Origin of the sequence: Streptomyces sp. NPDC015346 (genome assembly GCF_043078785.1) — a bacterium.
GTDB lineage: Bacteria > Actinomycetota > Actinomycetes > Streptomycetales > Streptomycetaceae > Streptomyces.
In genome coordinates, this window is sequence record NZ_JBIBTW010000001.1 from 650,048 (window position 1) to 665,394 (window position 15,347).

The window sequence follows — 15,347 nt, forward strand, 5'->3', positions numbered from 1 at the left end:
ACGCGTCCGAGCAGGGGGAACGCCCGTCGTCCGGGGCGTCGGGGCCGGAGACCCGTCATCGCCCGGGGGCGGCGCAGTTGGGGCAAGCCCGCCCCCCGGGGGGTGGCGGAGTTTTGGGGGAAGCCCGCCCCTCGCCCCCGGGGGGCGTCGGGGCCGGGACCGGCCGTCGCCCGGGGCGTCGAGGTCGGGCCCCGCCTCGGGGTGTCGGGGGCGAGGGCTCCCGCCTCGCGGCCCGGCGCGGAGCCGCCGGGGGCGGGGGTACGGGGGCGGAGCCCCCGGTCTCGTCAGAGTTTCGGGGAGGGGCGGGGTGGGGGAAACGCCCGCGCAGCGGTCCCCCTCAGTGGCGCCCGTCCCCCGGCGCCACCAGCCCCGACTCGTACGCGAAGATCACCGCCTGCGCCCTGTCCCGCAGATCCAACTTGGCCAGCACCCGCCCGATATGCGTCTTCACCGTCTGCTCCGCCAGCACCAGCCGATCCGCGATCTCCTGGTTCGACAACCCCCGCGCGATCAGCTCCAGGACCTCCGTCTCGCGCGGCGTCAGACCGCCCAGCCGCAGCGCCGCCCGGTCCGCCCGCGGCGCCGGCCGCGACGCCGCGAAGTCGGCGATCAGACGGCGCGTCACCGACGGCGCCAGCAGCGCCTCGCCGGCCGCGACCACCCGTACCGCCGCGATCAGGTCCGCCGGCGGCGCGTCCTTCAGCAGGAAGCCCGACGCGCCCGCGCGCAGCGCCTCGTACACGTAGTCGTCCACGTCGAAGGTGGTCAGCATCAGCACCTTCGGACGGTGGACGACACCCGCCGGCGGCGACAGGATCTCCCGCGCCGCCGCCAGCCCGTCCATCTCCGGCATCCGTACGTCCATGAGGACCACGTCCGGATGGTTCGCCCGGGCCACCTCCACGCCCCGCTTCCCGTCCGGCGCCTCGCCCACCACGTCGATGTCGGCCTGCGCCGACAGCAGCGCGGCGAAACCCGCCCGTACCATGGCCTGGTCGTCGACGATGATCACGCGGATGGTCACAGGGTGCCCTTCGAGGTCAGCGGGAGGCGCGCGGCCACCCGGAAGCCGCCGTCCGGCAGCGGACCGGTGTCCAGCGTGCCGCCGGTCAACCGTACGCGTTCCCGCATGCCGACAAGCCCGTGCCCGGTCCCCGTACCCCCTTCCAGGGGCGAAGTCCGCGCCGGCACGGGCCCGTTGACGACGAGCACCGTCAGCCAGTCGTCGTCCGAGGTCACCGACACCCGGGTCTCCGCGCCCGGCGCGTGCCGCACCACGTTCGCCAGCGCCTCCTGCACGATCCGGTACGCCGACAGGTCCACCGCCTGCGGTACGTCCCCGAGCCGGGCGGCCAGGTCGGCCGAGAACGACAGCTCGGCCGGCACCCCCGCCCGTACCGTCGCCTCGATCAGCTGCTGCACCCGGTCCAGGCCGGGCTGCGGGGCCCGTTCGCCCTCCGCGTCCTCGCTGCGCAGCACCACCAGCAGCCGCCGCATCTCGGCGAGGGACTCCCGCGCGCTCGCGGCGATCGAGGTGAACTCCTCCCGGGCCGCCTCCGGGAGCCCGGGAATCCGGTACGGCGCCGAGTCGGCCTGCACGGTGATCACGGACATGTGGTGGGCCACCACGTCGTGCAGCTCGCGCGCGATCCGCGCCCGTTCCTCCAGGAGCGTCGCGCGCGCCCGCTCCTCGGCGGTCCGGCGCTCGGCGTCGCCGCGCTCGCGGAGCGTGGCCGTGATGAGCAGGACGACCCCGCTGAGGACGAAGAGCAGGATGTGCACGCTGTCGCTGTGCTTCCGCGAGACCAGCTCGAACGCGAATCCGGCGGCGCCGGTCACCAGCCACACGCCGAGCAGCGCCCGGCGCGACTCGCGCAGCCCCAGCGCGAGCATCAGGGCGAGGTAGCCGACCACGACCATCGGCGTCCACGGCCAGGAACGCCCGTCGAGGCCGTCGAGGCCGTCGGAAGCGAGCATGACCAGCGCACCGACGACATCGGCGGTCCCGATGATCCACCACGCCTGGAGGGGGCGGGTCACGGCGAGCAGCAGCGGCGCGGTCTGGGCGGTGGCGAGGGCACCGGCGAGGGCGCCGTTGACCTGGTAGTCGTGGACGAGCACCGTGATGGTGACGGGCAGCAGCGAGGCGACGAAGGCGAGGGCGACGCCGTACGGCAGCAGCCGCAGCCACCGCTTGCGCGCATGGGCGAGCAGGGGGGCACCCGGCCGCGTCGGCGTCGCGAGGGCGACCCCGAAGGCCTGGGCCAGGTCCCGCGCGGGGGCGAGGACGCGCGCGACGCGGGAAGGGGCTTCGGGGCCGGGGCCGGGGGCGGGGGCGGGGGTGTCGGTAGTCATGGCCTGCTCAGGTTAGGCAGCCTCCCCGCCGGAGGGCGTCATACCGGAGAGCCGGACGCCGACCGATACCGAGGTATGACACCGGCGCGCCCCCGCCCCCTCACAGCTCCGCGAGCAGCTCCGCCTTCTTCACCGTGAACTCCTCGTCCGTCACCAGACCCGCCCGGTGCAGCTCCCCCAGGTACCGGATCCGCTCCGCCACGCCCACCGGATCACGCCGTTCCGTCTCCAGGGCCCCCGCCGTCCGGGCCGCCCCGCGGATCGCCGCGAGGACGGAAGCGGCGAACGGCAGGGACTGGTGGACCGGGCCGTAGCCGAGACCGAAGACGACGGCCGCCGGGTCGCGGTCCACCTGGGCCGACCGCGGCTCGCCGGACCGGGGCAGCAGCCGCAGGTACCCGTCGAAGACGTCCGGCGAGCGCCACTCGACCCCGCTGAGCTCCCGTACCGAGAAGGTCTGGTCGCCCGCCTTCCACTTCTCCGAGGACGCACCCGACCAGGACCAGTGGAAGGTGACCTCCGACCTCCCGTCGAAGCTCGCCTTCCCGTCGTACGCCTTGAAGGACTGCGGCCCTTCCGGCGCGGCCACCAGGAAGGCGTCCGCCGGTTCCGGGCCCGCCGTGAGCAGCGGCCGCAGTTCGTCCCCGTAGTACTCCGCCAGCGTCTCCCGCTCGGCCGGAAGCACCAGCCGGTACGGGTCGCACCCTTCTTTCAGCTGCCCCGCGGCCGCCTCCATCAGGGGATCGGCGCCCGGTCTCGGCACCGCGTGCAGCACGACGGTGCCCCGCTTGCCCGGCGTGAGCGTCACCGACGCCAACGCCTCGTGCGGGACGCGCCGTTCGCGCAGCGTCTGGAAGAGCTTCGGTGTGCGGATCCCCCGTTCGAAGCGGATGACGACGGCGTCGCTCTCGAACTCCCAGGTGGCATGAATTCCGGCCAGCACATCACCCATGTGCCTCATCGTATGTGGCGAGCGCCCGCGCGTCGCCCCTGCGTGGTGGTCCGGGATGCGGGGCTCTACGCGCGTCAGAGGCCTTCCGCGCCGGAGATTCCCCTGCGGCAAGCGCTGTCGGCGCTCGCGCAGGTGAGGCTGTGGTACGAACCAATGCCTATCGCGGCGAAGTTGTGGAGGCTGTCGGTGCCCGGCTCGAAATAGCCGGTGTGGCCGGTGGCTCCGGCCGCCGAGAGGAGCCGCGCCCCGAACTCCGGCGTCACCGGGTCCGCCCCGTGCCCGACCCCGCCGACCGCCAGGTTCGGCACGTCCTGGATCCAGTCGTCGGCGTCCCGCATCGCCCACACCCGGGCCCGGGTCGACAGTTCGGCCGCGCTCTCCACCCGCATGCCGGGGCTTCCGGCCACGGCCACGTCCGTCACCCGGGCGGGCAGGCGGGGCGCGGCGACCCCGCACAGCACCGAGCCGTAGCTGTGGCAGAAGAGGCTGACGCGCGAGGTGCCCGGCAGTGCGGCGGTCATGCCGACGAGCCGTACCGCGCCGGCGGAGGCGAGGCGTCCCATGGCGGCGTCGATGCCGACGCCCACGGGGGCGGTGTAGTCGGCCCAGGCGATGACGGCGGTGGGGGAGCCGGGTGCGGCCCGGCGCTCGGCGGCGTAGAGCGATTCGGCCATTCCGGCGGGGGCGGAGTACTTGCGGTGGGTCTTCTGGAAGGTGAGCAGGTTGGTGTCGACGCCGGGCACGATCACCGAGACCCGCCGGGCCCGGTCCAGATCGCCGAGCACCTCGGCGGTTCGCCCCGGACCGCTGGGGTCGAAGGCGAGGATCTGCCGGCCGGCCCGCATCAGCGACGTGAAGCGGTGCACCCGGCGCAGGGCCTCGTGCCGGCCGGTGGCGCTCAGCCGGGGGTCCTCGACCCTGCCCCGCTCGGCGGCGAGGGCGCGAGCGAGGGACAGCCGGTTGGCGCGGTAGCGCAGGGTGACCGGGGCGCCGTCGAGATTGCCCACGACGAAGGGGTGCGCGTCGGCGAGGAAGGCGCCCCGTTTCGGCCCGATGGAGGCGAAGAACGCGGCGATCGTACGGGCGGGGGAGGCCGGGTCCGGCAGCGCCCGGCCGCCGATCCTGCCGTGGGCCCAGGAGGTGAGCGCGACCGCTCGGGGCTCCTCCGGCCCGCGGTGATCCCGGATCGTGGTCCATCCGGTGGTGGCGAGGAGGACGAAGGCCACGGCCAGCGCGAGCAGTATGCGCCAGGCGGAGAGGGTGGGGGAGGAGTCGAAGGAAGTCACTGCGCGCCACCCTAGGAGACGGGGGCGGGCCTCCGCGCGGCCGAGTGAGGTGGATCACGCCGGATGGCGGAGCGCGGTGACGCTCCGTACGCGCGGGCGTACGCCTCGCGCCGACAGGCGCATGCGGGCTGACGGAGTCGTCAGTTCCGCCAGTCCGGTTCGAGGGCCGGCCGCAGGTGGTCCAGGTAGCGCTCGGTCAGTTCGCGGATGGCCTCCAGCGTCGGGTCGGTGCCCCGGCCCCAGAGCTGGCCGGTCACCCGCATCACCCCGCTGAACGCCGCCACCGCGATCCGGGGGCGCGGGTCCTCGTCCACATCCAGGCCCTCGCGCTCGGCGATCAGCCGGGCGATGGCCTCCTCCATCTCGGTCGAGCGGCGCAGATGGACGGCGAGCAGCGCCGGCGTCGACTCGATCATCTGGAAGGTCCGCAGGTACAGCTCGACGGGCACGACCTCCATGATCGCCTCGCCGATGGTGTCCCAGGAGGCGAGAACGGCGTTGCGCATCGCGTCGAGCGGGCCCTCCTCGGCGGGGCGCTCGGCCAGCGCGCGGACGAAGCGCTCCTCCACCATCTGCTGGACGGCGAAGGCGGTCTCCTCCTTGGAGGAGAAGTACCGGAAGAAGGTGCGCTGGGAGACCTCGACCGCGTCGGCGATCTCGTCGACGGTCGTCCGCTCGTACCCCTGCGTCGTGAAGAGCTCGAGAGCCACCCGCAGCAGCGCGTCGCGGGTGCGCTGTTTCTTCCGTTCCCGCAGTCCGGAAACCGTCACCGCATGGCCCTCTTTCCGCCTCTTTCTCACGGCTTCTCACGTTCGGTGGCCTTCAGGGTACCTGTGAGCTACGTGACAGTTACCGGCGAGTGAAACGCTTTGTCAATTGTCAGTCGCTGACATTAGCCTCTTTCGCATGACTAGTCAGACCACCATGGAAAAGGCCCCGCAGGGTCACGGGGGTGCCCAGAATCCCACGCCGGCCCCGGCGAAGGGACTGCGCGGCCACCCCTGGTTGACTCTGTTCGCCGTGGCTGTCGGCGTGATGATGGTCGCGCTCGACGGCACGATCGTCGCCATCGCCAACCCGGCGATCCAGCACGACCTCGGCGCGACCCTCGATCAGCTGCAGTGGATCACCAACGGTTATCTCCTGGCCCTCGCGGTCGCCCTCATCACGGCCGGCAAGCTCGGTGACCGCTTCGGCCACCGTCAGACCTTCCTCATAGGCATCGCCGGCTTCGCCGCCGCGTCCGGCGCGATCGGCCTGTCCGACTCGATCGCCTACGTGATCGGCTTCCGCGTCCTGCAGGGCCTCTTCGGCGCCTTGCTGATGCCGGCCGCGCTCGGCCTGCTGCGCGCGACCTTCCCCGCCGAGAAGCTGAACATGGCCATCGGCATCTGGGGCATGGTCATCGGCGCCTCGACGGCCGGCGGCCCGATCCTCGGCGGCTTCCTCGTCGAGCACGTCAGCTGGCAGTCCGTCTTCTTCATCAACGTGCCGGTCGGTGTCGTCGCGCTCGTCTTCGGCCTGGTGATCCTCAGGGACCACCGCGCCGAGAACGCCCCGCGCTCCTTCGACGTGCTCGGCATCCTGCTGCTCTCCGGCGCGATGGGATCGCTCATCTGGGGGATCATCCAGGCGGGCGCGGACTGGGGCTGGGCGAGCGGCAACACGTGGGGCTGCCTGCTCGGCGCGACGCTGCTGTTCGGGCTCTTCGCCTTCTGGGAGACCAAGGTCAAGGAGCCGCTCATCCCGATGGCCATGTTCCGCTCCGTGCCGCTCTCGGCCGGTGTGGTCCTGATGGTCCTCATGGCCTTCGCCTTCATGGGCGGCCTGTTCTTCGTGACCTTCTACCTCCAGGGCGTCCAGGGCCTCGGCCCGATCGACGCCGGACTGCACCTGCTGCCGCTGACCGCGATGATGATCGTCTCCTCGCCGCTGGCCGGCGCGCTCATCACCAGGTTCGGCCCGCGCATCCCGCTCGTCGGCGGCATGCTGTGCACCGCGGCCGCGATGTTCGGCATGATCACCCTCTCCGAGGGGACCGGCACCTTCGCCATGTCCCTCTGGTTCGGCCTCCTCGGCCTGGGTCTCGCCCCGGTCATGGTCGGCGCCACCGAGGTCATCGTGGGCAACGCCCCGCTGGAGCTCTCCGGCGTCGCGGGCGGTCTGCAGCAGGCCGCGATGCAGGTCGGCGGCGCGCTCGGTACGGCCGTGCTCGGCGCGGTCATGTCCGCCAAGGTCTCCGGCGACTTCGCGGCGAACTGGAAGGCCGCCGGAGTCCCGGGCGAGCCCGCTCCGGGCCTGGAGCAGGCCGCCGAGTTCGGCATGGTCCCGCAGGAGCTGGCCAAGGCGCCCGGCATGACGCCGGACATGCTCGACCGGATCGGCGGGGTCATCCACGACACCTTCCTGGACGGCATGGGCCTCGCCTTCACCGTCGCCGGTGTCGTCGCGGCCGTCGCGGCCGGGGTCGCCGTGCTCACCAAGCGCGGCGAGAACGCGGAGGCGGGCGCGGGCGGCGCCCACATCTGACGCGGCGCCCACATCTGACGCGTCAAGCGTCAATGCGTCAACAGGCGTTGCCGACAGCCCCGCCGGACCCGTCCGGCGGGGCTGTCACCTATCCGGGTGAACCGGCTCGTGACCTCTTCCCAACCGGGTCGTCGCTCCTCCAGAGTTCTGATTACAGAGAGTGACGAAAAACGGGGGTTCACCGACATGCGTACGAAGACCGTTCTCCCGGCCGCCCTGGCGGCCACCCTGCTCACCCTGCTCACCACCGCGCTCACCGCCCTGCCGGCGACCGCCGGCGCCGCGGCCCCGGCGCCCACGCTCGGTGCCTGCGCGCCCGGGCAGCTCTGCCTCTGGCCCAAGTCCGACTTCAAGGGCAAGGCGCAGCGGTACGAACTGGCCGACACGGACGTCGAGAGCTGCGTCAGGCTCCCGGCCGGTGTCGCGGCCCAGGCGCTCGCCAACCGGACCGGGCGGCCGGTGACCGCCTACCAGTCGGCCGAGTGCGCGGAGACCGGGGAGTTCGAGACCTACCCGGGCCGGGGGACCTGGACGCCCCAGACGCCGTATCAGGTCAGAGCCTTCAAGATCTGGGAGAGGTAGCGGAGCCGCCCTGCTCGGGCACGGCCGCGGCGGGCGGTGAGAGCCGAGCCACCTCCGCGCGGAGCTCCTTCACCTCGCGCGTCAGCGCTTCGAGGAGCTCCGTCTGCCGGCGCTCCACCGCGTCGTCCCGGTCGAAGCGGGAGATGAACCAGGCGGCGATGTTGGCGGTGACCACACCGAGCAGCGCGATCCCCGAGAGCATCAGCCCTACCGCGAGGACGCGGCCGAGTCCCGTGGTCGGGGCGTGGTCGCCGTACCCCACGGTCGTCATCGTGGTGAACGACCACCACACGGCGTCACCGAGCGTCTTGATGTTCCCGTCCGGCGCGTTCCGTTCCACGTGCAGCACGGCGAGCGAGCCGAACATCATCAGCCCGACCACCGCGCCCGCCACATAGGTGGTGAGCGTGATCTGCGGGGCCATCCGGGCCCGCCGGCCCACGAGAAGGAGGGTGGAGACGAGCCGGAGCAGCCGCAGCGGCTGGACCAGCGGCAGCAGCACCGCCAGCAGGTCCAGCGGATGGCTGCGCACGAAGAGCCATCTGGCGGGCGCGAGGACCAGCCGTACGGCGTAGTCGAGGGCGAACGCGCCCCACACCAGCCACTCGACATGGGTGCACAGCCGGTGCACCCAGGGGTCCGCGTCGGGCGCGACGATCGGCACGGCGTAGGCGAGGCCAAAGAGGACGGCGAGCCCCAGCAGCGGTGTCTGGGTGCGCGCTTCCCAGCGCAGCTGCGGGGTGCGTTCCTTCATGACAGGCATCGTAGGCAACGCCGAAGGGCGGCGGGACCACCGGTCCCACCGCCCCTCACCAGCACGAATGCCGGACGGTGTTACGCGTCGCCGCCCGCGGCGCCCGGGTCCGCCGCCGTCACGTCGAGCAGCTGGTAGCGGTCCACGGCCTGCTTCAGGGCCGACCGGTCGACCTTGCCGTCACGAGCCAGCTCGGTGAGGACGGCCAGGACGATCGACTGGGCGTCGATGTGGAAGTAACGGCGGGCCGCACCACGGGTGTCCGCGAAGCCGAAGCCGTCCGCGCCCAGCGAGGTGTAGGCGCCCGGCACCCAGCGGGAGATCTGGTCCGGAACCGAGCGCATCCAGTCGGAGACCGCCACGAACGGGCCCTCCCCGGCGGAGAGTTTCCGCGTCACGTACGGGACGCGCTGCTCCTCGTCCGGGTGGAGCAGATTGTGCCGGTCGACCTCGACGGCCTCACGGCGCAGCTCGTTCCAGGACGTCGCCGACCAGACGTCGGCGCGGACGTTCCACTCCTCGGCGAGGATCCGCTGCGCCTCGACCGCCCACGGCACCGCGACGCCCGACGCCATGATCTGCGCCGGGATGGCGCCCGCCTCACCGGACTTGAAGCGGTAGATGCCCTTGAGGATGCCCTCGACGTCCACGTCCGCGGGCTCCGCCGGGTGCTGGATCGGCTCGTTGTAGACGGTCAGGTAGTAGAAGACGTCCTCGGCGTCGGGGCCGTACATCCGCCTCAGGCCGTCCTGGACGATGTGCGCGATCTCGAAGCCGAAGGCCGGGTCGTAGGCGACACAGCCGGGGTTCGTCGAGGCGAGCAGCTGCGAGTGGCCGTCCGCGTGCTGGAGGCCCTCACCGGTCAGCGTCGTACGGCCGGCGGTGGCGCCGAGCACGAAGCCGCGCGCGAGCTGGTCGGCCATCTGCCAGAACTGGTCGCCGGTCCGCTGGAAACCGAACATCGAGTAGAAGACGTAGACCGGGATGAGCGGCTCGCCGTGCGTCGCGTACGCCGAACCGGCGGCGATCAGCGAGGCGGTGCAGCCCGCCTCCGAGATGCCGTCGTGCAGCATCTGGCCGGTCGGGGACTCCTTGTACGCGAGCAGCAGCTCGCGGTCCACGGCTTCGTACTGCTGGCCCAGCGGGTTGTAGATCTTGGCGCTCGGGAAGAACGCGTCCATGCCGAAGGTGCGGTACTCGTCGGGGGCGATCAGCACGAAGCGCTTGCCGATCTCCTTGTCCCGCATGAGGTCCTTGAGGATGCGGACGAACGCCATCGTCGTGGCGATCGACTGCTGGCCCGAACCCTTCTTGGCCGCCGCGTAGGTCTTCTCCTCCGGGAGGACCAGCGGCTTCGCCCGCACGACACGGGTCGGCACGTACCCGCCCAGCGCCTTGCGGCGATCGTGCATGTACTGGATCTCCTCCGAGTCGCGACCCGGGTGGTAGTACGGCGGGTAGCCCTCGTCCAGCTGCTTGTCCGTGATCGGGATGTGCAGCCGGTCGCGGAAGCGCTTCAGGTCGTCGACCGTCAGCTTCTTCATCTGGTGGGTCGCGTTGCGGCCCTCGAAGTTCGGGCCGAGGGTCCAGCCCTTGACCGTCTGCGCGAGCACCACGGTCGGCTGGCCCTTGTGGGCCTTGGCCGCCGCGAAGGCCGCGTAGACCTTCTTGTGGTCGTGACCGCCGCGGCCCAGGTGGAGGATCTGCTCGTCGGTCATGTTCTCGACCATCGCGCGCAGCCGGTGGTCGTCGCCGAAGAAGTGCTCGCGGATGTAGGCGCCGCTCTCCGTCGCGTACGTCTGGAACTGCCCGTCCGGCGTCGTGTTCAGCTTGTTGACCAGGATGCCGTCGCGGTCCTGCGCGAGCAGCGGGTCCCAGGAGCGGTCCCAGACCAGCTTGATGACGTTCCAGCCGGCGCCCCGGAACTGCGACTCCAGCTCCTGGATGATCTTGCCGTTGCCGCGCACCGGACCGTCGAGCCGCTGCAGGTTGCAGTTGACCACGAAGGTCAGGTTGTCCAGGCCCTCGCGGGCGGCGATGGACAGCTGGCCGAGCGACTCCGGCTCGTCCATCTCGCCGTCGCCGAGGAACGCCCAGACGTGGGACTTGGAGGTGTCGGCGATTCCGCGCGCCTCCATGTAGCGGTTCATCCGGGCCTGGTAGATCGCGCCGAGCGGGCCGAGACCCATCGAGACGGTCGGGAACTCCCAGAAGTCCGGCATCAGCCGCGGATGGGGGTACGACGACAGTCCGTTCGGGTACTTCGACTTCTCCTGGCGGAAGGCGTCGAGCTGCGTCTCGTTCAGCCGGTCCAGCAGGTAGGCGCGGGCGTAGATGCCGGGGGAGGCGTGGCCCTGGAAGAAGATCTGGTCGCCGCCGTCGCCCTCGTCCTTGCCCCGGAAGAAATGGTTGAAGCCGACGTCGTACAGCGAGGCGGAGGAGGCGAAGGTGGCGATGTGGCCGCCGACCCCGATACCGGGGCGCTGCGCGCGCGAGACCATCACGGCGGCGTTCCAGCGGGTCGCGTTCAGGACCTTGCGCTCGATCTCCTCGTTGCCGGGGAAGAACGGCTCGTCCTTGGTCGCGATGGTGTTGACGTAGTCCGTGCTGCGCATCTCGGGCACGGCCACGCGCTTCTCGCGGGCCCGCTCGATCAGGCGGAGCATGAGATAGCGGGCCCGCTCACGGCCTCGCTCGTCGACGGCGGCGTCGAGGGAGTCGAGCCATTCCTGGGTCTCCTCCGGATCGAAGTCCGGGACCTGGCTGGGAAGGCCGCCAATGATGATCGGGTTGCGATCGGATCCGGAAGCCACGCTGTTCCTTCGCTGTTCGGTGGAGCTTCGATGGAGCCCACAGGAGGCCGGGACGTCCATCGTGTACCCCGTCGGTGTCAAACGTCATCTCTACCGAGGGGTAACCCCCACGGGGTGCCCGGTTGGGTCAAATCGCAACCTTACGCTCAACCCGCACATGCGTTCCGTCCGCACGTTCGGCAGACTGAAACCGCGGAAGACCACAAAGCGGTACGAAGCGTGTGCCCGTCCTCACGGAGCGGAGTGGATGCGGCTCGGAAGTTGCGGCGAGACGGCCCCAAACGTCACCGTTTCGGCGGTCTCGACGGCCCGGTACTTGCGCGATCCGCCCAGCACGTGTGGACTACGGCCAGCGCCGCGCGTACGCGCGTGGCCGAAGCATTTTCCATTACATGATCAGGAGGCAAGCCGTGAGCGCGACCGCGGACCACGCGGAGGAGCGGACCAACCCGGCAGCGAGGCTGGGGTTCGAGCCCGGACAGGTGGTCCAGGAGATCGGTTACGACGACGACGTCGACTTCGATCTCCGCGAAGGCATCGAGTCCATCATCGGGTCGGATCTCGTGGACGAGGAATACGACGACGTCGCCGACGCCGTGGTGCTCTGGTTCCGCGACGAGGACGGGGACCTGACGGACTCCCTGGTCGATGCCATCGGCCTGCTGGACAACGGCGGAAACCTTTGGTTGCTGACGCCCAAGACGGGCCGGGACGGCTACGTCGAGCCGAGCGACATCAGCGATGCCGCGCAGACCGCCGGCTTCTCCCAGACCAAGAGCATCAGCGTGGCAAAGGACTGGTCGGGTACCCGGCTCGTCGCCCCCAAGCGCTGATCCCCCAAGCAGCAGGAGCCCCCGCCGACCTCGGTCGGCGGGGGCTCTGTGCGTGGGCCCCCGCGGCCGCGTCCTAAGCTGGCCCTTCACCTGTTCGGCCCAATGGCGGTCGACCGGGTCACCCAGGCCACAAGGTCCAGCGGAAGGGACGCGTACGCATGGCGATCGAGGTCGGCACCAAGGCCCCGGAGTTCGAGCTCAAGGACAACCACGGCCGCACCGTGAAGCTCTCCGACTACCGGGGGGAGAAGAACGTCGTGCTGCTCTTCTACCCCTTCGCGTTCACCGGCGTCTGCACCGGCGAGCTGTGCGAGCTGCGCGACAACCTGCCGAAGTTCGTCAACGACGACACCCAGCTCCTCGCCGTCTCCAACGACTCCATCCACACCCTGCGCGTCTTCGCCGAGCAGGAGGGCCTGGAGTACCCGCTGCTCTCCGACTTCTGGAAGCACGGCGAGGCCTCGCGCGCCTACGGCGTCTTCGACGAGGAGAAGGGCTGCGCGGTCCGCGGCACCTTCATCATCGACAAGGAGGGCGTGGTCCGCTGGAGCGTCGTCAACGCCCTGCCGGACGCCCGCGACCTCGACGACTACCTCAAGGCGCTCGACACCCTCTAGACACGCCCTCCGGACATCGGGGTGAATCGTCTGTCCTGGCCGGGAACCCGTCACTAGGATCCAGTCGTTGATCCGATGCCAACGCACGACGGGGGCGCTGCCCCTGGAAACCACATGGAGGGACTCGTGGGAGTCAGCCTCAGCAAGGGCGGCAACGTCTCGCTGACCAAGGAGGCCCCTGGCCTGACCGCCGTCACCGTCGGTCTGGGCTGGGACGTCCGCACCACCACCGGGACGGACTTCGACCTCGACGCCAGCGCCATTCTGGTCAGCGCGGAGGGCAAGGTCCGCAACGACCAGGACTTCGTGTTCTTCAACAACCTGAAGAGCGCCGACGGCTCGGTCGAGCACACCGGTGACAACCTCACCGGCGAGGGCGAGGGTGACGACGAGCAGGTCAAGGTCAGCCTGGCCACGGTGCCCGCCGATGTCGCCAAGATCGTCTTCCCGGTGTCGATCTACGACGCCGAGAACCGCCAGCAGTCCTTCGGCCAGGTCCGCAACGCGTTCATCCGCGTCGTGAACCAGGCCGGCGGAGCCGAGATCGCCCGTTACGACCTCTCCGAGGACGCCTCGACCGAGACCGCCATGGTCTTCGGCGAGCTGTACCGCAACGGCGACGAGTGGAAGTTCCGCGCGGTCGGCCAGGGGTACGCCTCGGGCCTGCGCGGCATCGCGGCCGACTTCGGCGTCAACGTCTGAGTCGTCCGCACCACACCGCACGACACCGACCCGTCCGGCGCCGCACTCTCCGTGCGGCGCCGGACGTGCCTCATCAGCGGCACCACAGCAGCACCACGAGCACCAGCAGCAGCACAAGCAGCACCAGCAGCATCAGCGGTACTCACCGGGGAGGAACCACATCATGGGCGTCACGCTCGCCAAGGGAGGCAATGTCTCCCTCTCCAAGGCCGCACCCAATCTCACCAAGGTGCTGGTCGGCCTCGGCTGGGACGCGCGCTCCACCACGGGAGCGCCCTTCGACCTCGACGCCAGCGCCCTGCTGTGCCAGTCGGGACGGGTGCTCGGGGACGAGTTCTTCGTCTTCTACAACAACCTCACCAGCCCCGAGGGCTCCGTCGAGCACACCGGCGACAACCTCACCGGCGAGGGTGACGGCGACGACGAGTCGCTCATCGTGGACCTCACCCAGGTCCCCGCCCACTGCGACAAGATCGTCTTCCCGGTCTCGATCCACGAGGCCGACAACCGAGGACAGACTTTCGGCCAGGTCAGCAACGCGTTCATCCGCGTGGTGAACCAGGCGGACGGCCAGGAGCTCGCCCGCTACGACCTCTCCGAGGACGCCTCCACCGAGACCGCGATGATCTTCGGCGAGCTCTACCGCTACGGCGGTGAATGGAAGTTCCGGGCCGTAGGACAGGGGTACGCGTCCGGCCTTCGGGGCATCGCCCTAGACTTCGGGGTCAACGTTTCGTAAAGCCGGTACATAAAACGATGGGGTAGACAGTGGTTCTGAAAACCTTCGGGTGGTCGTTCGCCGTCACGGCGGCCGGCCTCGCTTTCGCCGCTTGGCAGTGGGGGTGGGAGGCGTTCGGGGTCGTACTGATCCTGTCGATCCTCGAGATCTCCCTGTCCTTCGACAACGCGGTGGTCAACGCCGGCATCCTGAAGAAGATGAATGCCTTCTGGCAGAAGATCTTCCTCACGATCGGCATTCTCATCGCGGTCTTCGGCATGCGGCTGGTCTTCCCCGTCGTCATCGTCGCCATCAGCGCGAAGGTCGGTCCCATCGAGGCCGTCCAGCTCGCCATGGACCAGCCTCAGCGGTACGAGGCCCTGGTCACCGACGCGCACGCGGCGATCGCCGCCTTCGGCGGTATGTTCCTGCTGATGATCTTCCTCGACTTCATCTTCGAGGAGCGGGAGATCAAGTGGCTCCGCTGGCTGGAGCGCCCGCTGGCCAAGCTCGGCAAGGTCGACATGCTGTCGGTCTGCATCGCCCTGATCGTCCTGCTCCTCACCGCGATGACCTTCGCCACCCATGCGCACACCAGCACCGGCTACGCCGACAAGTCGGCCACCGTGCTGCTCTCCGGTGTCGCCGGTCTGATCACCTACCTGGTCGTCGGCGGCCTCTCCGGCTACTTCGAGAACAAGCTGGAGGAAGAGGAGGAGCGCGAGCACGAGGAGGAGGAGAAGGCCAGGAAGCAGGGCAAGGAGGTCTCCGCGGTCGGCCTCGCCGGCAAGGCGGCGTTCTTCCTCTTCCTGTACCTGGAAGTCCTCGACGCCTCGTTCTCCTTCGACGGAGTCATCGGCGCCTTCGCCATCACCAACCACATCTTCTGGATGGCGCTCGGCCTCGGCATCGGCGCGATGTACGTCCGTTCGCTCACGGTCTACCTGGTCCGCCAGGGCACCCTTGACGAGTACGTCTACCTGGAGCACGGCGCGCACTACGCGATCGGCGCGCTCGCCGTCATCCTGCTCATCACCATCCAGCACGAGATCAGCGAGCTCATCACCGGCGGCGTCGGGGTGCTCCTGATCGCCGCGTCCTTCCTGTCCTCCGTGCGCCGCAACAAGGCTCTCGCGGCGGCCGAGGGAAAAGCTGACGCCTCGGACAAGAACGAGGTGTCGTCCGGGGTGTGACAGCCCCGGCAAT

The 15,347-nt window shown here is 70.3% G+C and carries 14 protein-coding genes; 7 read left to right on the plus strand and 7 right to left on the minus strand.

From position 1 onward, the window contains the following. Positions 1-337: 337 nt before the first annotated feature. The 5 genes from ACF06X_RS02905 to ACF06X_RS02925 all read right to left on the minus strand — a co-directional run bounded on the left by ACF06X_RS02905 (position 338) and on the right by ACF06X_RS02925 (position 5,363). Positions 338-1,024, minus strand: coding sequence for a response regulator (locus ACF06X_RS02905; RefSeq protein ID WP_392285387.1), 687 nt, complete (start codon positions 1,022-1,024; stop codon positions 338-340). Beyond that, the gene (locus ACF06X_RS02910) at positions 1,021-2,355 is read right to left on the minus strand and encodes a sensor histidine kinase (protein WP_392285388.1); all 1,335 of its coding nucleotides are present in this window, start codon (positions 2,353-2,355) and stop codon (positions 1,021-1,023) included. The genes ACF06X_RS02905 and ACF06X_RS02910 overlap by 4 nt, the downstream gene beginning before the upstream one ends. Before the next feature lie 100 nt (positions 2,356-2,455). Then, complete coding sequence (locus ACF06X_RS02915; RefSeq protein WP_392285389.1) at positions 2,456-3,307, minus strand: DUF4429 domain-containing protein; 852 nt, start codon at positions 3,305-3,307, stop codon at positions 2,456-2,458. A 74-nt stretch (positions 3,308-3,381) separates the two neighbouring features. Continuing rightward, positions 3,382-4,593: an alpha/beta hydrolase gene (locus tag ACF06X_RS02920; protein ID WP_392285390.1), complete on the minus strand. Its 1,212-nt coding sequence runs from the start codon at positions 4,591-4,593 to the stop codon at positions 3,382-3,384. A gap of 140 nt (positions 4,594-4,733) precedes the next feature. Further along, a complete protein-coding gene (locus ACF06X_RS02925; protein WP_392285391.1) occupies positions 4,734-5,363 on the minus strand; it encodes a TetR/AcrR family transcriptional regulator in 630 nt (209 codons plus the stop codon). Positions 5,364-5,517: 154 nt separating this feature from the next. Here ACF06X_RS02925 and ACF06X_RS02930 point away from each other — a divergent pair, with 154 nt between their 5' ends. Together ACF06X_RS02930 and ACF06X_RS02935 are read left to right on the plus strand one after the other, a co-directional pair. Beyond that, positions 5,518-7,122 carry an MFS transporter gene (locus ACF06X_RS02930; protein ID WP_392285950.1) on the plus strand — a complete coding sequence of 535 codons (1,605 nt, stop codon included), beginning with the start codon at positions 5,518-5,520 and terminating at the stop codon, positions 7,120-7,122. Between the two features lie 186 nt (positions 7,123-7,308). Then, positions 7,309-7,704, plus strand: a complete 396-nt coding sequence (locus tag ACF06X_RS02935) for a peptidase inhibitor family I36 protein (protein ID WP_392285392.1) — start codon at positions 7,309-7,311, stop codon at positions 7,702-7,704. On the opposite strand, the gene ACF06X_RS02940 is transcribed toward ACF06X_RS02935, so the two are convergent. Both ACF06X_RS02940 and aceE read right to left on the minus strand, forming a co-directional pair. Further along, positions 7,685-8,458 carry a potassium channel family protein gene (locus ACF06X_RS02940; protein ID WP_392285393.1) on the minus strand — a complete coding sequence of 258 codons (774 nt, stop codon included), beginning with the start codon at positions 8,456-8,458 and terminating at the stop codon, positions 7,685-7,687. The genes ACF06X_RS02935 and ACF06X_RS02940 overlap by 20 nt on opposite strands. 80 nt (positions 8,459-8,538) lie before the next feature. Then, complete coding sequence (gene aceE / locus ACF06X_RS02945) at positions 8,539-11,271, minus strand: pyruvate dehydrogenase (acetyl-transferring), homodimeric type (protein WP_392285394.1); 2,733 nt, start codon at positions 11,269-11,271, stop codon at positions 8,539-8,541. 410 nt (positions 11,272-11,681) lie between these two features. Here aceE and ACF06X_RS02950 point away from each other — a divergent pair, with 410 nt between their 5' ends. The 5 genes from ACF06X_RS02950 (at position 11,682) to ACF06X_RS02970 (ending at position 15,334) form a co-directional block, all read left to right on the plus strand. Next, positions 11,682-12,104, plus strand: a complete 423-nt coding sequence (locus ACF06X_RS02950; protein WP_392285395.1) for a DUF3052 domain-containing protein — start codon at positions 11,682-11,684, stop codon at positions 12,102-12,104. Positions 12,105-12,262: 158 nt separating this feature from the next. After that, positions 12,263-12,721 carry a peroxiredoxin gene (locus ACF06X_RS02955; RefSeq protein ID WP_392285396.1) on the plus strand — a complete coding sequence of 153 codons (459 nt, stop codon included), beginning with the start codon at positions 12,263-12,265 and terminating at the stop codon, positions 12,719-12,721. 126 nt (positions 12,722-12,847) lie between these two features. Further along, positions 12,848-13,423: a TerD family protein gene (locus ACF06X_RS02960; RefSeq protein WP_158986948.1), complete on the plus strand. Its 576-nt coding sequence runs from the start codon at positions 12,848-12,850 to the stop codon at positions 13,421-13,423. 163 nt (positions 13,424-13,586) lie between these two features. Beyond that, positions 13,587-14,162, plus strand: a complete 576-nt coding sequence (locus tag ACF06X_RS02965; RefSeq protein WP_392285397.1) for a TerD family protein — start codon at positions 13,587-13,589, stop codon at positions 14,160-14,162. Positions 14,163-14,191: 29 nt separating this feature from the next. After that, a complete protein-coding gene (locus tag ACF06X_RS02970; RefSeq protein ID WP_392285398.1) occupies positions 14,192-15,334 on the plus strand; it encodes a DUF475 domain-containing protein in 1,143 nt (380 codons plus the stop codon). Positions 15,335-15,347 lie beyond the last annotated feature (13 nt).